This window comes from Dawidia soli (assembly GCF_018598185.1).
Taxonomy (GTDB): domain Bacteria; phylum Bacteroidota; class Bacteroidia; order Cytophagales; family Cyclobacteriaceae; genus Ohtaekwangia; species Ohtaekwangia soli.
The window spans coordinates 1-19875 of sequence record NZ_JAHESC010000054.1; the positions used below are offsets into that span (position 1 = coordinate 1).

The following is a 19875-nucleotide window of genomic DNA, read 5'->3' on the forward strand; positions in this document are numbered from 1 at the left end:
GGTGTAGCCCGGTCGTGGGCTCGTCGAGTATATACAGGCTGTCGCCGCGCTGCGCGCGTTGTAGCTCTGTGGCGAGCTTGATGCGCTGTGCTTCGCCGCCGGAAAGCTCCGTGGCCGACTGGCCCAGGCGCAGGTAGCCCAGGCCCACCGCGCGGATCACGTCCAGCGCGCGATGAATGGCCGGCTCCTCGTCGAAAAAGGTCCAGGCTTCATCCACCGTCATCTGGAGCACTTCCGCTATATTTTTGTCGCGATACTTCACTTCCAGCGTCCGGGCATTGTAGCGGGCGCCGTGGCATACGGAGCACGGCGCATATACACTCGGCAGGAACAGCAATTCGACCATGACAAATCCTTCGCCCTCGCAGTTTTCGCACCGGCCTTTTGCGATATTGAACGAAAACCTGCCGGCGTCGTACTTGCGCGCGCGTGCCGTCTTTGTGGCCGCGAAGAGTTTGCGCACGTGGTCGAACAGCCCGGTATAGGTCGCCAGGTTCGAACGCGGCGTACGGCCGATCGGCTTTTGATCCACCACCACCAGGCGCCGGATCTGTTCCATGCCGCCGACGATCTCGCCTCCCAGCGTCTCCACCACGGCGTTCTCCAGCAACTCGCCGCCTTCTTCTTCCTCCTCCTCCGACAGCGCCTGTCCCAGGTTTTCCGAGACCAGCTCTACCAGCACCTGGCTTACCAGGCTTGACTTGCCGGAGCCCGAGATTCCGGTCACGCTGGTAAACACCCCCAGTGGAAATCTGACATGGACGTCCCGGAGATTATTGCGTGTAACACTCGTGAGTGTAAGCCATCCGGCGGGCTTTCGGACATCCTTTGCCGAATGCTCTTCTGCATGTCCGAAAAGATACTGCCGCGTCTGCGACGCCACTACATCTTTTAGTCCTGCCGGCGGACCGCTGTACAATACGTCGCCGCCCGCCGCCCCCGCGGCCGGCCCGACGTCAACGATCCAGTCCGCATGCCGGATCACTTCCAGCTCATGCTCGACGACAAAGATCGAATTACCTGCCTCTTTTAGCCGATCCAGCGCACGAAGCAGCGCCTCTGTATCGGCGGGGTGCAAGCCGGCACTCGGCTCGTCGAGCACATATACCACGCCGAACAGGTTGGAGTGTACCTGTGTGGCCAGGCGCAAGCGTTGCAGCTCTCCGGGCGACAATGTGGGGGTGGTGCGATCCAGGGTGAGGTAGCCCAGGCCGAGGTCGAGCAGCACCTGCAGCCGCGACACCAGGTCGTGGGCGATGCGCTGGGCAACAATTTCCTTCTCGGGATGGTCGCCGCCGGCGGTTGTCTTTCGCACAGCAAACGGCTGAAGGGTTGCGGCGAGCTGTTTCATCGGCAATGCCGACATCGCCGCAATGTCGAGGCCCGCAAACCGTACAGCAAGCGATTCCTTCCGCAGTCTTTTTCCGTGACATTCCGGGCAGATCTTACTTGTCATATACCGGGCGACGCGCCGTTTCATAAGCTGGCTCTGTGTCGTGGCGAACGTGGTCATCACATACTTGCGCGCGCCGGTAAAGGTACCCTTGTAGCTCGGCTCCATTTTGGCCTTCAGGGCCTGCTTCACTTCGCGCGGCGTCAGGCCGGCGTATACGGGTACCACCGGCTGCTCGTCGGTAAAGAGGATCCAGTCGCGGTCTTTCCGGGGCAGGTCCCGCCACGGCTTGTCTACGTCGTAGCCGAGGGTTGTGAGAATGTCGCGCAAGTTCTGACCCTGCCAGGCGGTCGGCCAGGCGGCAATGGCCCGCTCGCGGATCGTCAGCGAATCGTCGGGGACCATGGTCCTTTCTGTTACGTCATAGATCTTTCCCAATCCATGGCACGTGGGACAGGCGCCTTCCGGCGTGTTTGTCGAAAACGACTCGGCGTACAGGATCGGCTGGTTCCTGGGGTAGTCGCCGGCGCGGGAGTATAACATCCGGAGCAGGTTCGACAGCGTGGTCACACTGCCCACCGACGAGCGCGTGGACGGCGCCCCGCGCTGCTGCTGCAACGCCACGGCTGGCGGCAACCCTGTAATGTCTTCCACCTGGGGCACCGACATCTGGTGGAACAGCCGGCGCGCATAGGGCGAGACCGACTCCAGGTATCGTCGCTGTGCCTCGGCATACAGCGTTCCGAAGGCCAGCGACGATTTACCGGAACCCGAGACACCGGTGAAGACCACGAGCTTGTTGCGTGGGATCTTTACCGAAATGTGCTTGAGGTTATGCTCGCTCGCGCCGCGAACCTCTACATAGCCCACCGGTTCCTGACTTTTTTGTGAAGGATGTTCTGCCATGATGCAAATAAGCAATAAAAATGTATGCCTCCGGCAACGCTGCAAAACCGCCCCTTACTCCTCCGGCAGCGTGCCGCGAAACGTCTCTCCGCTGGTATACCCCATGTAAATGGGGTAACAAAATTACCAAACGCGATCAACCCTTTGCATGTGTTTTCGTTTTTGATGGTGACTAGATCTGACCCTCATGATGTATACACTTCAAACTTCACTCCCCGCCAGACTGCTTACCTTTGCCTGGCTTCTGATGCTCTCGTTCGTCGCGTGTCAAAACGACGATACCGATAATCCTGATAAACCCCTCGAACAGGAAGACCCGCTGAAACCCCGGCCGGCAATATCTACCCGCCTATCGGGAACTGTCGTCGACGAATCGGGCGAGCCGCTGGCCGGCGTCACGGTACGTGCACACGGCCAGACCGTGGTGACGGGCGCCGACGGCGCGTTTCTTTTTTCCGAGGTGGGAATGCCCGCCAACCGCGGTGTCGTGGCCGCAGAGAAAGACGGTTATTACCCGGCCATCCGCGGCGTGGTGCCCGTGAAAGATAACAGCACGCACGTGCGGCTCGTCCTGATGAGCGATGCTGCGACGCACAGCCTCGATGCCGCCGCAGGCGGTGACGCGGTGCTTGCCAACGGCTCGGGTGTAACCTTGCCGCCGCAGGGTATCGTGACTGCGGACGGCCAGGCGTATAGCGGCACCGTGAATCTGTCGGTCCGGTACCTCGATTCATCGTCGCCGGGTTTTGCCCGCGTGGTGCCGGGCGGCGACATGCTGGCGCGCCGCGCCGATGAAAGCACTGCCCTGCTGTATTCCTACGGCATCCTGCGCGTGCTGCTCACCACGTCAGCAGGCGAACCCCTGCAACTGGCTCCCGGCAAGCCCGCCACCCTGACGGTTACGATCCCCGAAAGCCAGCGCGCCACGGCGCCGGCCTCCATCCCGCTTTGGTATTTCGACGAAGATGCCGGGGTATGGGTGGAAGACGGATCGGCGGTAAAAACCGGCGACAAATACATCGGCACGGTACACCATTTTACCGACTGGAACTGCGACGATCCGAAAGACCGCGCGACCGTGATCGGCGAGGTGGTCGACTGCAGCGGCAACCCGATACAAATGGGCGAAGTGTTGGCCGGGCAGTCATCCAGCGACATCGGCAACTACGTTACGGTCGACAACACCGGCGGCAGCGGGCAAACCGAATTTGCCATTACGGTGCCGGCAGAGACGCCGTTGTTTGTCATGGTACCGAAGCCCTTCGGGTTGGGAACCGGCGAAGGTGGCGACCTGGTGATGGTACCCGTCCCTCCGCTGAGCCCCGGCCAGGTATATAACGTCGGTAAGATCCAGCCACACCCCTGCCCTTCTTCCGCCTCGGGCAGCTTTAAACTCGCGCCGGGCGAGCGCGTAACGTCCGTTGCCTTCCGCGTGACGGACGCGGGGCCGAACGAAGGACTGGGCAACGGCGTGCAGCGCATTTTCAACCCACCGACGGCGTTTTCATTCACACCCTTCCCGCCGGAGGCCACGCTGTCGATGGCGATCACGACATCTTCGGGCGCGGTCTTTACGAAGGTGTTCGAGACCCCGGCCGCAGGCCAAAACGCCGACCTGGGTGAGATCGATCTGACCGACGCGGCCGGTCTGGTCACGGCCCACGGCGTGGCCAGCTGTGGTGACACGCCCCTGAACGGTGCTGCGATCCGTGCATCCTGGCAGGGTGGCAACGCTACGGCCACCAGCAACTCGGTGGGTGTCTTCAGCTTTTCCGTACCGGCCAATACGCCCGTGGTCATGAGCGTTACGCACGAAGAGCATATGGAAACACGTTCGTTCCAGTCAACGGCCGGCGACACCTACGCCCTGGGCGTAGTCGATCTGTGCGCGCCAAAAGTATTCGAAAACGACTTTACCCTGAACGGCGACGGCTTCGTGAATGTGCTGCACACCATACCGGTGCAGGGTGACGAAGGCGTGGCCCTCGGCTTTTATTCTGAAAACGAAGATATCACGTCCATTGTCGTGCAGAATGCAGCGAATACACTGTCCATGACGCTGGAATTTGAAAACTTCGGTGTGGGCCAACGCCCGGCCAGTGTCGTCCGCCAGGCAGTGGTCGGCCGGAACGTCGATGATCAATGGACATTCTATGTTTCCGACCCGGCGACGGAGACCGGCAGCTATACGGTAAACGTGACGAAGTACGACGGCCCGGGCGGACGCATAGAGGGCACGTTCGAAGGAACGTTCTACCGCGACGACACGGTACCGGTGACCGTCCACGGAAATTTCAGAGTACACCGCGCGTTCTAGATCTGCGCGCCGATGTGCCGGCAACCGCAGACCGTGCTGCACCAAGTGTGTGTTCTGGTCATAGCATAGACAGACTGTGCTATGACCAGAATTATTTGCTACAATACCTTGCCGCGTTACAATGCCTAATGACGGTACCGGGGGGTCTGTACGGTCCGGTTCTTCCGGATCTGAACGGATTTGTTCCTGGGATACCTCACCTCAAATGCTATGCGGTACCGCACGGTCTCTCCCGGGGCAAGCGACCTGAGCCATTGCAACCTGCCCGAAGCCGCATCCAGGCTGGCGCCGGATAGCTCAGAGGCATCCACTACGATATCTTTTTCCTGCGAAATGGGAAGCTGGTCCTGCACCCTTAACGAAACAGCCACCTTCCGGTTATTTCGCACCTGGATCTCATAGACGAATGACTCGGAACGCTTTCCGGCCAGGGACGACGTGCTTCCCTTGTCTTCCATCTTTACCCGGTGCGCCACGATCTGATTGTCGCGGCCCAGCGACAGCTCCAACGTATCGCCCACGAGCCGGGTATCGATATTCGACTCGCCTACATAGCTGTTCCCATAATATATATTCGCCACGCCGTCGATCAGGTTGAGCTTTTCCCAACCGGTAACTTTGGCGAGCAGAAAGACATTGTTTTCGACCTTCGGAATGGTCAGGTATTCATACGATGCCTGCAGGGATTCGCCCTTCACGCCCACCACGTAGGGCGTACCGCCCGAGGCGAGGGAGTGGACGCCTTCTAACGCAAATAACGCGTTCAATTCCGACACGGCTCTGTCGACCACCGCGGTGGTGTCTGACGAGCTTTCAAAGGCCCGGTTCTGCGCGCGCTGGTTCAGATATCCTTCGTTGCCTGCAGACGTGTAATTGAGATTCCATACCGTTAAATACGGCCGGGTAGAATTCTGCGTCAGGTCCCCCGACGAGAGCCAAAGTTTTACATCGCTCCATTCGAGGCCGGTATCATTATACACCCGTGCCTTGTATTGCAACGTTACGGGCATATTGATCTCGGGAACAATGATATCGTACGAAGCTTCCCAGGAAGCGTTTTCCACGCCATAGCGCACCGTAAACGGAACGGTCTGATCGTTGCCGGAACGGACTGTGACCACCACGGTATATCGCCTGGCATTGTATGGGTCACGATCCTCCACTACTTTCTTCTCCGCCAACAGGGCCGTGACCGCGGCCAGCTTGCGCCGAAGCTCGGTTTGCGCCGTCTGGATAGACAAGCTGCGGTCGCGGAAAAAATCAGCGGTCTTCGCGAGCTCCGGCAACGATGTACCCGGCTGGACGCGTTGATTCTCCTTCAGCATTTGTTGCTCGGCATCGTAGGCGCTGATGCGGTTGTTGATATCGATGATCTGCGCCTGTAATTTATCGATGGAATCTTTCCGCACCCGGAAGCGAACGGGCATGGCACTCACCGGCAATGTTTCTTCTTCCACCGATACGGAAACCAGGTTCACACCGCTGGCGGCCGTTACGTGTACGCTGTTGTCTACGAGGGATCTTGAAATACCCCGGAAGCGCACCACCGATAGCCCCCGCTTTACGGCGACGTTTTCCGTAAACCGCAGCTCGGCGCCATTCAGATAGACCGTGGCTTCCTCTATTTTCGAATCGACAATGACCGGCGCCTGGCCTACTGACTGGGTGATACCCAGCACATAAAAAAGTGCGAACAGGAGTGTATGCTTTTTCATCGTATTAAAACACCAACTTTAAACAATTATTGCAGCGAATATAGATAAAATTGTTTAATCGTATTTTCCAGGTTCACATGGAATACTATCGCCGGTAAATTGGCGGCGGGGCCGATCTATACCGGGGATTCCAGAGGTTGAAACTTCAAGCCCTGTAAGGGCAAAATATAACAGCCCAGGCTGCAGGCCTGGGTAAATAGCGATACCGACTATGTCCAAGCCCTGTAAGGGCGTAACAATTTCGCGGATGTGTCTCGCCCTTACAGGGCTATCAATTCACTTGCCTGGTTGACCCAGGCCTTCAGCCTGGGCTGTTATGTTTTGCCCCTTCGGGGCTATTGTTCGCACGGCTCCGTTGACTATTGGCTCGTGTCTTAATACCTTAACAATTTCCCCAACGCTTTCTCTACTTCTCAGCATTCGGCAACAGCGCCTTTTTATCAACGCGCCGGCTATACCATCTCACACGATGGAAAGCCCAACACTGTCGACGCAACGCTCTCACGAAAGCCAATCGACCGGCTTCGCCGTCAGCGCATGGTCCCGTCTTTCCCGGGGAACCTCATTAGATCCGGGCATACAGGTTCAGGTTGACCTTACACTTCGGTAATGGCCGGCATACGGAATAATTATTCAGGAAAATTCCCCCCGGCCGGCATTGCACGGCTCGGAAGGTATTCTTAACTTCATTCTCATGAGCCCATCTTTTGCGCACCGGGCACGGTGCATAGAAGGTGGGCTTTCTGTTTCGTTCCACCAGGGAGTGCTGTAGGTTGTCCGGTTAACATTTATATCTATGACAAAGAATGTAAACTTCCGTAAGATCTTTATCGCGTTCGCCTCTATCGCCGGCGTATCGATCCTTGCTTATTATTACCTGGTGGTGGTGGCGCCCGCGCGGGAACGGGAGCTGAACCAGCGTGGGTTCCGCATACTGACACGCATCGAGCGCAATATCCACGACAAGAAAAACAACGTGCATGTCATTCTCGACGATGTTTATGGCAAAAAGTCGATGGCGGGCGAGCGGTATTCCGCCGACGATACGATCGGTTATTTTGATGGATTACGTGTGAAAGGCACCCTGCTGACGACCGTCTGGAAACACAAATTCCAGGGCCGGAAATTTGTACCGACGAACAATCGTCGCACCAATAAGTGGTTCATCCGGTTCTTCGGGTATCAGTACGTGCCTAAACCTGGCGGCGGGCCGTACGACTTCGTCCGTTCAGACAGCCTGCTGGAGTATCATTACGATGCGGAAAAATACCTGGCCGACGTCGTGGGGTATCGCCAGGATTTCTTCGAGGACTACGTGGTACTGTACGGAGATTCGGCTGTCTATCAAACCCGGCCGCTCGACCTTACCCCGGCCTTCCGGACGGTGAACAACAAACGGGTGCCGGTATCCAATGAGATCCGGCACGACACCCTGGGCGGCAAGCCTTATGTGATCTATTACCACGCCATCAACAAGGCGTCGGAGGTGCCGTTCGTACTGTGCGGTCTTATTTCGGAAGAGAAATATCAGCACGACCGGAATGTGATCGACACCGACAAGATCATCTGGATCTCGCTGCTCACGCTGCTGGCGTTGTGCTCCCTGCCCTATTTAAAAGTGTTCCTGATCGGCCCGCTGGAACGGGTATATCACCACGACGTGATCGGACTGGGCGTTGCCAGCCTGCTGGGCGCGGCGGTGATCGTGACCATGCTGGTGCTGTGGATGCACAACATGGCCGAACGCCAGCAGCAGGAATGCACGCTGCGGCATGTCAGCAGCGAGCTGAAACGACGTGTGCAGGGCGAGGTGGCCGATATCTTACTGGAAATAGATCAGCAGGAGATGTGCTATATGCCCGCGCCCACGTCGGGCGCATACCGCACCTGGCTGCGCGAGAACCTGCGTGGACCGTACTCGGAAAGAATGCGGACACTTGACCGCTATTTTAACAATGCGTCTTCGTGGCACCCGGTGATCTCGATGCTGTTCATCGATGAGAACGGGCAGAACTGGGGTACGTGGATGAACAAGGGAAACGGCCGTGCCGACATGGACCTGCGCGCGCGGGACTATGTCAACGCCCTGCCGGCGGCGCCCTTCAAGCTTGTGTCGCCGTGGGACAGCGTCGTGCGCACGTTTTACCTGCAACCGGTATACTCGTGGCACAGCCAGGAGAACACGGTGGTGGTCAGCAAGACGCCCAACAAAGCGGCCCAGGACCTGGTGGACAGCCTGGGCCTGAACCTGCGCGACGACCTGGCGCATAATCGCTGGCCGCGCGGCGATACCCGGGGACACCTGCGCGTGCTGGCGCTGGAGACGCTGCTGCTTTCGGCGATGCAGCCGGCCATGTCGGCGGAGGTACAGTTCTGCATTCTCGATGCCGGCGGCAATGTGCTCTTCCACTCCGACGGCCGGCGCAACCTGCGGGAGAACTTCCCCGAAGAATCCAGCAAGCCGGCGCTGGTCCGCGCGCTGATCGAAAGCCGCTCGAGCCGGTTTGAAAAGATCTTCTATTACGGGCAGTACCGGCTCATGCACTTCTCGCCGATGCAGGACCTGCCCTACACGGCGGTGGTGATGTACGATTCCGACGCGTATATCGGCACGCTCTCGAACGAGGTCATGTTCACCCTTTTTATGCTTTGTTACCTCACCCTGGGCATCGCGCTGCTGATCCTCGTGCCGGCGCTCCTGGGGCGCCGCCCGTCGCTGCTCAAACGTTCGAAGATCGATCTGAAGTGGTTGCGGCCGCACACCGGTCAACAGAACTTTACGCTGCTGCTGGTCGTGCTGCTAGTACCCACTGCGTTGGCCGCGGGCCAGTTCATCACCGAAAGCCTTTTATACCGGCTTTCGGGCGAAAGACTAAGTCTTTCCACGGGCACCCTGCTGTACCTGTCTTTCGCCTTTCCGGTGTTAACGGTATCCCTGACGGGCGCCGCGGCGAATGCGATCGCGCTGACGCGGCGCGCGGACCAGATCGTGCTGCGGCCGCTGGCACAGTGGCCGTTCCGCCTGTTGTTCTTTTTGTGCGGGCTCGCCGCACTGCTGTTCTGCGGCCTGTTGTGGCTGCTCGAAGGGCTCTATCTTCTGCACCCGGCCGTACTGTTCACCGCACTGCTGGTGGCCACCTCGGGGTGGCTGTTCTGGCGGCCTCACGCCCTGATGCCTGTGCTGGTGGCGCTGCGGGCGCCCTCAACACTGGACCGCATGCCGTGGCTGAAGAAGCCTGAGACCAGTCGCCGGGTTACGGCCGTGCTGATGCTGACGGTATTGAACCTGAGCATTCTGCCGACGTTCGGATTCTTCCGCACGGCCATCCGCGTGGAGAACAGCCTCCACGAAAAGCGCGGGGCGCTGGCGATCGCCGAGGGCATCGAGCAACGGCAGCGCTGGCTGGTGCGGAACTTTCCCGACATCACGCGCCGCTGGGAACAGCTCGCCACGGAAGGCCGCTTGCCGGCGGCACCTGCCACGGCATCGGCCACTGCGGCGGGTGCCACCACCCGGATCCGTCCGCGCGTTGCCGCGATGCTCGACGAGATCTGCGGCCGGCAGCGCCAGCTGCGGCAACTTGGCGAGCCCTTGCACCTGGTCCACGCGGGGATCTATAAATCCGGCAATCCCGATGACCGGGTGGAGCTTCTGAACGCGCAGGTACTGGACATCGCGGAAGACCGCTGGCGGTGGTCGGGGCCGCAGCTTGTCGACAGCGTTACGTCGTGGTATCTGCGGCTGATCAGCCTCCCCCGGATGGCGTTGGATACGTATGAGACCCGCAACCTCTGCCTGGACCGTACGGCCTTGCTCCAGAACCCGTACCGCTGGTGGTGGGGCCGCGGCCCCGGCAATGCGCACGATATCCTGTATTACCACTATGGCCGGCAATTTCCTTCGGAGGCCTATGCCGGTGTAGCCGTGGCGTTGCCGTCGCGCATCGAGTGGGAATTGCTGGAGTTTCCGGCACGCCTCAAGTTCCTGCTCGTCGTGGTGATGATCTGCATCGGCACGTACTGCACGCTTCACACCGCTTACAAGCGGCTGTTGCTGGTCGGATATTTCGAGCCCGAAACCTTGCGGATGGCGCGCCAGACCGACACCGACTACATCCGGTACAATGCCGTTCATGGTCCGACAAACCTGCTGGTGCTTGCGCCCATCGGCACGCGGGTGATCACAGTGATCCGGGAAACACTGAGCACCGCGGCGTATACGGAAGCCGATCCGGACCCCCTGCTTGTGAACAAGGTCGGGCATGTGAACTTCACGGGCGCCAGCCGGAAGGATATGCCCAACCAGATCGTGCTCCTGCCTTACTTCGACCTGCGGGAGATTGCCGGGGGGAAACGCATAGAATACCTCAAAACGCTCTCGCAGCTGTTCCAGCGCAGTCACACCAAGGTGATCTGGGTAACTTCCGGCGACCCGGGCGACGAGGCCCTGCGCCTGGCAAAAAAATACCTGGCACAGCGCACCGCATCGGCAGACGACTCGCCGCTGCAGCAGGAGCAGGAAAAGCTGTTGCAGGTGCTCGACGATTTCGATGAGGTGAACTATCCGTTGGACCAGAACGATCCCACCCTGTTCCGGGATTATAAAGGCCTGCGGATCGTGACGGACGAATTCCGGTTCGGCGCGTACTTCGCGCGACTATTTCATAATATCGTTTCGCATGGCTCCGGCCAGTATATACTTCACACCTATTTCAAAAAGGACAACAACGGTCACTGGACGGCCTGCGAGCCCCGGTCGGAAGAAATGTTCGTGCTCAAGATCCAGGAACTGGCGGGGAATTATTATCATTCCCTGTGGGCGTCGCTGACCAGCCAGGAAAAGTACGTGCTGTACGACCTGGCCCAGGACGAGCTCACGAACTATCTCAACTACCCCGTACTGAGCAGCCTGCAGCGCCGCGGGCTTTTGTATGTTTCGACCGAAGAAAAGGCACTGCATATCTTTAACCGCAGCTTCCGCAATTTCATCCTGTCGGTGGTCAATCCGGAGGACGCGTTACAACTCGAGCGGGAGATCAACGTCACGGGTACCTGGGATACGATCCGCATGGTGCTGATCATTTTCTTTGTATCCATGGGCGCATTCCTGCTGTATACACAGCAAACGGTCTTCAACCAGGTAACGGGGTTTGTGACGACGCTGACGGGCCTCGTTCCAACGCTCACAGGCTTCTTCTCGACCATGCGGAGCGTTAAAGGGAAACCTTGAGCTAGATACAAACACTGAACTATGTAGAAGTATTTCATGCGTTGCGATGATTCACAATTCGTGGACACCATCATTGACTACAGGATTAGCATGCGTACATACATAGTTCTCACCTTCCTTACAGAATGACGGCCGTAAACATACTTCCGATACAAAGATCTCTGGATCATCGTCTAAAACAGGAGGCACTTCAATAGACCAACGTGTCGTATAAGTAAACATCAGTGTCAAGCTTTTTCACGATGTTTTTGCCCGTAAAGCCAGGCTCAAAGGTCATCAAAATCCCACCTTCGAGCTCGGTTTTATTCGGGTGTTTAAGTGGCCGTCCAAGTGCTATGAAGACTCCTCCATGAGTAACTCGGATTGCATTTATTAAGCTTTTGAGCCGTGTAAAAGTCTTTCATGCATTGAGGTGATTCACAACTCATTAGCAAGATCATTGGCAACAAAATCGTCGCAATTATCATAGCACTTTATTCAACAAGTTAATAATTGCTTTGGGGATTTTCAATCATACCGTAAACTGACAAAAGCAAACTGCGCAGCTGTCAACTCAGCATATCAATAGACCGGCCTTAATAGACTATCGTGTCGTACAGAAAGACATCCGTGTCAATTGTTTCCACGATGTGTCTATCTGTGAAACCCGGCTCAAAGGTCATCAAAATTCCACCCTCTAATTCAGTCTTATTCGGGTGCTTTAGCGGCTGTCCAAGTGCTACGAAAAGGCCTCCGTGAACAATGCTGACCGCATTTGGTTGTGTGACTTTAAATAAGTTCAAATCTCCCGTAAACGGGTGTCCTGATACATTGTTCTGAACCTTTGCAAGACAGCCGGGCTACATTCTTCCACGGCGTATTCCGCAGCTAGACTTAAATCGGCTGCATTTAGGTACATTGTAACATTGTCGACCGGTCCTCCCTGAAACATTAACTCAATCTTCTCGCCTTTTTTCTGACCGTTACTTTTTCAAAAGAATAGTTGGTAGCCAAATCCTTACTTAAAGTTTGCATTTGGGACAAACTAGCCTTGTGCGCTATGTAAAAGTCTTTCATACATTGAGATGATTCACAACTCGTGAACAACATCATTGACAACAGGATCAGCATTCGTACATACATAGTTCTCGCCAGCCTTACAGAATGATGGCCGTAAACATACTTCCAATACAAGGATATTTAGACCTATCGTCTAAAACAGGATGCACATCAATAGACCAACGTGTCATATAAGTAAACATCAGTGTCAATCTTTTCTACGATGTTTCTATCCGTGAAGCCCGGCTCAAAGGTCATTAGAATGCCACCTTCGAGCTCGGTTTTATTCGGGTGCTTAAGTGGTCGCCCAAGTGCGATGAAAATACCTTTATGAGTAATTAGGATTGCGTTTGGATTAGTCTCATTAAACAATTCCAAAATCCCCCGCAACCTTGTGTCCTGATACATAGCCCTAAAATTTTGTAAGACCGCTGCGCTACATCCTTCGACAGGGTATTCGGCAGTTAAATCCAAATTCTCCGGATTGAGATACATAGTCACGTTATCCCGAGTCCCTCCTATAAACATTAACTCAAGTTCTCCATTTTTCTTTCGGACCGTTATGTTATCAAACGAGTAACCGGCAGATAAACTCTTACTGAGAGTCTGCATTTGAGATAAATTAGGCTTTTGCGCTGTGTAAAAGTCCTTCATACATTGAGATGATTCGCATCCCATTAGGAGTAGCATTGATAACAAGATTTCCGCAATTATCATGGCGTTTTTATTTGGCAAATTACTCATTAGTTCGGGGAATTTCAATCATACCATAAACTGAAAGTGCAAACTGCGTGGCGTCTAATCTAGCTTCTCTAACACGACCATAATCCCAATAAACAACCTTATATTGACCACCGCTCATCGGCTCAATTGAAAATACATGTATGAAGTGAGTTGCAGTGATATTCATTGCCTGATCATTCTTCTTAAATGCACCGGAGTTAATGAACAAAACGACGTCTTTTGTTTCTAAGGCTTCGTTTATCGCATTTATTTTATTTACCCCGGTATTCAACCATCCGATTACGTCTGACCCAGTTGCCTCAATGTCATAACCGAAGTCTTCCCAAACCCCGACTGCCTTGCCCAACGTTGCACCGGCCCAAAATGATGATTCCTCATCGTTTGGATCATAATCCCAATTTGCATTGGAATAGCCCCAATAGTGGTCAGCCAAAGTCATGAACAGCATTTGATCCAGTTCATTGATAGTGCGACCCTCTGCTAAGTTTTGATTATTGTCGAAAACCTCGGTGCCAATAGCATTTCTCGCACTCTGCGATGCTTCGGGTACCGTCAAGCCTCCGTTGTTATTGTCGTATTGAAGAATGCCAGTATTGTACAAACTAATCATTGCATCAGCCATACCCTTAGGATCATTTTCATAGACATGTTTGACAATGGCGGCAGCCCAGCAAAAGTTTGTGTCAAACCCTTGATTGGTTTTTTCATGTCCTCCTGGAGCTGTACGCTCTCTCAGCTGGCTCAAAAACATATCCGGAGGCACGTTGGGGAAATGTGTGCTTTGAGGAAGCGTGGAAGGTATCGCGGCCAGCGCTTCGGCAGGTGTAGATGTGTTCGGCGGCTGTAAACGCTGATCGAATATTTGATCTTCGCTTGTCGACGTATTGCCCATTGCGGCAATTACGTCTTTTACACGGTTGGAAGACTTTTGCGTTACTAACATTCGTGCATACAACCTAAGCGCTTCATTTACTGGGTGACGGCTGTAAAGCTTCCGCCTGTACAGTTCTTTATCAGTCGCTTGTTCAGCCTCGTAAGCAGATTCAACGACAGAGACCTCCGGAAACAAATCATCGTCTGATTGCTCAGGCGAATTAACAGAATTTACATATGCTAGAGGCACACTGCCTTGCGATGAACGATTACTAGGATCATCACTTATCCTAGAGTTTTTACTCTCCGAATTGTCACCTCCCGGGAAGCGTGGTCCGAAAAACGCCACGCTTTCATTCCCTTGCGGCGATTCATCACGGCCTTTTGACGGTTGACGATCGGCGGTTTTTCCTGTACGCTTACTAGCAGTTGCCGCCTGCTTATCTTTCTTCGAACTGCTGGGAGAAGTACCAGCATTTCTTTTCCCCTTTGCTAGCTGTGAATCAGTCGACTGACGCTGTCCCCCAGATCGTTTCCATGTGAATCGCTTCTTTTTGCTGCTGTACCCCCACGATTCCCGTCTGCGTTGTTCCCTTTTACGAGGGTTACGTTTGGCAGGTATATCCTTACCGGGCTGCTCATCTGCACTTTCATATTCCTCTAAGCCTAACAGATCCGTTTTACGAATTGGATCATTGCCTGCGTATTGATAAGTTGTTTGATCAAATTGTAATTCAGCGAGCGGATCTACCGCGTGAAACCTACCGATTGCTGGATCATATTGTCGAAACCCGAGGTCCTTTAAGCCAGTCCCGTCGGTGGTAATCATTCCAGCATAGTTGTCATTACCACGTTCGAAGGCCGTGCCTGCCATGGACAAACCAAACGGATAATAATCCTCAAATTGAACTATCGGGGATTGTATCAACGATATTTCAAAATCATCCATCCAGACACGCGATCCGGGACTTTCGTTACTCACGTATACGTATATGTATCCCACCCGATCAATGATCTTCCGCAATCGCAGTTCCTCGAAAGGTATTGTGCTTTCCGCTGCAATATCAAAACCGCCTGCTTCCGTTATTCGCACAAAGTCAAGGTCGACAACCTTAAAGTTCCTGTCAAATAAAATGTAATTCAAGTAAGCAGCTGGCAGTGCGGTATTGCTCCCCCTTGTCTGTAGAAACGGCATCAATCCATCAGAGAGCATCGAGGCACTGAGCCCTGTGCCTTCAAAAGGAATGGCAGCTGTTTGGATTGGGTTGAGCATCATGGACAGAACCGTTGCCAACGGTGCATTGCTATACCCGGACTGCTCCTCATACTTGCAAAACACACCCATATTTACCGTATCGCCGGGATAAACCTTCAACATGGTATAAGGACCAATCGTTTTGTCTTCTGATCCATCGAGGTAGATTGCGTTTCCAGATCCACCACCTGTATGATTCAGCCATTGATTTACGTTCCGTATCTCTGTTTCAAACAGATTTTCGAAATATTGCATCTCTTGGACACGCGGATTATTATAATCAGTCATGCCGTTATCTTCCATCGTAGCTACAAAAGTCAACTCATCGGCTTTTGTGGTGAAGGTTAACCGTGTATTTCCCAGATGATCTTGAATCTGGTATTGGTATTCCATTTGGTCACCTGTGTTTTTAGGCGCAATAACTTTTCCCTCCGGCTGAACTACAAAACGCAGAGTGTCATTTTGATAGACAAAAGGTCCAATGTAGTCTGTTCTTGTGCGGGGCGTTGTTTCTTGGTTCGCGTATATTTCCTCAGCCAACTTAATGCCGTTAGCGTCGTAGATATATCTTATTTTTCCGCCGCCTTCTTTTAGGATTTCGTTTGTTAAATTTAAATAGCTATTGTACCCTATTTCAAATGCCTTATTTCTATCGACTTTCAAGTTTCCATTAAAATCATACGCGAAATCTGTGTCCTGAATATTGCCATCCTTAAGACCCCTGGTTCCGCCATTGTCTGTAACGGACAGCAGCCGACTGCCACTTGCATTTCCAGTGCCGTAATCGTAAACTAGCCAATCAATACGACTACCGTTGCCATTCGTTCTTTGAAGGCTAGTCATATTACCACTGAAGTCATAGCTTGCGATCTCCTGATAGGCCGAAGAGGAGGACCAAACGTTTGAGACCTTGTTCAACGGATCGGCACGCAATAGGCGATTCATTCGATCATACGAAAATGTATATGAACGCTCGGTTGGTTCGTTCAGGTAATCCAATGCAAGTCCGAGGTTTGCACTCCATTTTAAGGCAGATATATTTCCGTTAAATTGGGGAGTATACGTTCCAATACCCAAGTCATTGTCATACCCTAGTTCCATTCCAAAATAGTCTTTTGGCCCACCGTCGGATGTGTTTAGATCAGCGTGATTGATTCTGGTCAGCCAACCTTGAATGTTATATCGGAAATCCTCGTGCTGCTTGAAACTGTTTCCATTATCGCTTGAATGCAACTTTTTGGTGATGAGTTGTCCAATTTCGTTGTATTTCTGCTCACTTAGCAGCACACGTGGCTCGGCGTCCATCTGGTGCCAGAGCTTCGTCAACCTGGCGTTGTGATCATATTCGAATTTAGAGAACATTGTGTGAGGTAGGGCAACACTGGTACTATGTGCAGCTTTTGTTGCTATCAGTTTCCCCGTGAAGTCATAAACATTTGTGACCTTTTCAGTCCCACCTTTATGGTTTGATGAAATTGCCTGGATTACTTGGTATTTGTCATCGTAATGATTGACAGACCAAAGCCACTCGCCGGTCTCAACGTTTTTAATTTTTGTGCCGGTAACTTCACCTATAACGTTAGCTAGAGACGATTGGTCCTGCGCGGGGTCGCTTTCAGAAGCAGGCAATTGATTGTTGTCATAATTGAATCGTTCCGGAGACGGTATTAGCGACTGAAAGGCATAGTTGTCGTAATACGTCACGGTCATACAGTCAGCTGCGGATGTTAAAGGAGGGAATGATTTATTGTCATATCCGTGCATACTGCCGGTTATGCTAAATTTTTCGTACCAAGATTTAGTGGACGGAAGTGTACCCGCATAATAGGTATCGACCGCTGCTTGCATTGCGTCCAAGGTCCTGCTATCGCGATAGATGCCTGTAAGTACCGGACGATTAAAGGCATCATACTTGGTGAATGTCCATTCAGGTGTAGTCTTTCTGCGTTGATTCCCGTCCTGTGTTAATACTATTCGATCCCGATCGTCATATACCATATAAACCCAGTCAGCGCCGGGTATTTTCTTTTTAGTAACCCGTCGCAGGCCGTCGTATCGGTATTGAAATGCCAGGCTGTCTTGCACGTCACCGAGAATGCTTTGGACGCTTATCGCGTCGCACATAATAGTAGTTCCCGACATTGTCGTATTGGTCATGCGCCAACGGTATATCCCGCGATCGCTGCCAGCAAAAGCATTTCGCTTAAACGTAGCGAAGGTTGCATCCTCGTTGAGGCTATTGACATTAACCCAAGTTCCATTGGATTGTTGTCTTTCCCAGGTAACCGTCGTCCCCGCCGGAAACGGCCTTGCAGGAACGATCAGTGGCGCATCGTTCTGCGCCTCTATGAAGGACACGTCGCGTATGTTATTTTGAGGTGTTAATTGGACCTCCTTAATACCACCATTTTTCAACCCGATAAGCGTCGAAAAGTCAAGTCTATTATACGATACAGTTAGTGTTAATCTCGCTTTATTAACATGCGCGCTGAAATTGGGTACTGTCGTCAGTTCGTTTGTGCTGAAGTGTGCGGCGGACAATACCGGCAAGGATAGAATAGCAGCGGATATTGAAGTGAATTTATTCTTATGTGCGCGCAAGCTTGTTAGAGCGGTGCAACTGCTAATAGACGCCGGGAAGTTTCCTGACAACAAATTGTTTGAAATGTCAATGGCAGTAATCTGCGTCAGTCCCGAGAATATGTTAACAGGTAAATCACCGGCTAGTTGGTTATTGTAGAGGTATAGCGTTTTGAGCCGATTGAGATTGGTGAGTTCCTGAGGCACCGATCCTGTTAGTTGATTGGAGTTTAACCACAGGTATTCCAGGTTAGAGAGATTGCCCAATGAACTAGGTATTCGTCCGGAAAATGAATTATTATGCAGATACAAAGATCTTAGCGTATTCATTTGTCCGAGAAATGACGGAATAGCACCTGATAAATTGTTGAAGCTCAGATTAATGATGTCTAAATTCGGGATATTCGCTATAGTTGCAGGAATGGCGCCGGTGAGTTTGTTCTCGTAGAGCGGTAGCCGTTCCAATTTGGTCAGATTACCAAGCGACTCTGGTATTGAACCAGTAAGCTGGTTGGTGAAAAGCTCTAACTGCAACAATTCAGTCAAGTTGCCCAGCATCGCGGGGATTGCACCAGTAAGTTGATTCTCGTAAAGCTTGAGATATTTTAGTTTAGAAAGATTACCAAGGGAACTTGGAATGGTACCAGAAAGCATATTAGTAGACAAGTATAACTGCTCCAGGTTATCCAATTCGCCTAACGACTCAGGAAGTTGTCCAGTCAGCTGGTTTCTGTGAAGATAAAGTATCTTGAGTTGCTTTAAGTTGGCCCAATTGCTTGGAAGAATCCCGGTAAGCTTATTGGTGCTAAGCTCGAGATCTTCCAAATCCAGAAAAAGTCCAATCGATGCTGGAATATTTCCTGTAAGTTGGTTGGTTTTCAAATTCAGGACTTTTAAATGAACCAGATTGTTGAGCGACTCGGGGATGTCGCCGGTTAAAAGGTTCTCTCCCATAGAGAGCACCTTCAGGGTCGCTGCAGCGTTTCCAACATTCGCCGGAATTAGCCCGGTTAAGTCGTTTATCGATACATCAAAAGAACGTAAGGCGGGCAGATTGAAGATGGCACCTGGAATGTTTCCCGAGAGATGACAGGTCGACAAGTTGATTTCCTCCAGTGTAGCAATCGTGCCAATGGAAGTAGGTATCCGGCCAGTGAGGCCGGGATTCCTATAAAAATTGAGCGTTATTAGCGACTGGAGATCACCAATATTGAGGGGTATCTTCCCTGTTAGCCGATTATTAGAAAGCTGGATTCTAGTTATATCCCCATTGGTAACGGTAACGCCATACCAGGTGCCAAACTGGACGCTGGTGGCAGTCGCTGGCCAGTTGCCAACCGTAGGCCAATTACTTTTAGTTGTCCAGCCGCTTCCATTGAGGCTATCGTACAACTTTTTCAAAAGTGCAAACTCGACGGCATCCGGAACGTTGTCGAACATGGGCTTACCGTGCGGAGTGGCCGTGGCCGACATAGCAGACAAGAATGTTAATAAGAATAAAATAAGTAGTCGTTGCATCGATATTATGGGCACGCCGCCTATTGTGTTATGAAACTGTCAATCAAGAATTCGAATATCTCCGGGTTATCGTCTGATCTTAGCAGCACGATCTGGATAGTAATGTTGTTTTCATGTCGGCTTATGCGAATCGTACCCTGTCGACCTTCGTTATCAACTTCAAATAGAATGTTGCCAGGCATTTCAATGTCTGTCCATTCTCCATTAACCTCGCGAATACTGAAAGTCTTTATAATGTTGCCTCGTCTATCCTTCCACTCAACGCGGTCGACTCGAAAAGACTCGATCTGATGGCTTTCACCTATT

6 protein-coding genes are annotated in these 19875 nt (G+C 52.8%); 2 read left to right on the top strand and 4 right to left on the bottom strand.

Annotated elements, in window-relative coordinates; genetic code table 11:
- A partial coding sequence (locus KK078_RS26050; RefSeq protein ID WP_254093274.1) for an excinuclease ABC subunit UvrA occupies positions 1–2299 on the bottom strand: 2299 nt, incomplete at its 3' end.
- A 187-nt stretch (positions 2300–2486) separates the two neighbouring features.
- Between KK078_RS26050 and KK078_RS26055 the strand changes: the two genes are divergently transcribed.
- Positions 2487–4616 (top strand): carboxypeptidase-like regulatory domain-containing protein, encoded by a 2130-nt coding sequence (locus tag KK078_RS26055; protein WP_254093275.1) that lies wholly within the window; start codon positions 2487–2489, stop codon positions 4614–4616.
- A 125-nt stretch (positions 4617–4741) separates the two neighbouring features.
- Here the strand turns inward: KK078_RS26055 and KK078_RS26060 are convergent, their stop codons facing one another.
- Entirely contained in the window at positions 4742–6331 is a 1590-nt protein-coding gene (locus KK078_RS26060; protein ID WP_254093276.1) for a DUF4139 domain-containing protein, read from the bottom strand.
- A gap of 796 nt (positions 6332–7127) precedes the next feature.
- On the opposite strand from KK078_RS26060, the gene KK078_RS26065 reads away from it, so the two are divergent.
- Positions 7128–11561, top strand: a complete 4434-nt coding sequence (locus KK078_RS26065) for a PDC sensor domain-containing protein (protein ID WP_254093277.1) — start codon at positions 7128–7130, stop codon at positions 11559–11561.
- Between the two features lie 1209 nt (positions 11562–12770).
- Here the strand turns inward: KK078_RS26065 and KK078_RS26070 are convergent.
- Positions 12771–13253 (bottom strand): hypothetical protein, encoded by a 483-nt coding sequence (locus tag KK078_RS26070; RefSeq protein ID WP_254093278.1) that lies wholly within the window; start codon positions 13251–13253, stop codon positions 12771–12773.
- Positions 13254–13335: 82 nt separating this feature from the next.
- Positions 13336–19569, bottom strand: a complete 6234-nt coding sequence (locus KK078_RS26075; RefSeq protein WP_254093279.1) for a leucine-rich repeat domain-containing protein — start codon at positions 19567–19569, stop codon at positions 13336–13338.
- Positions 19570–19875: the final 306 nt, after the last annotated feature.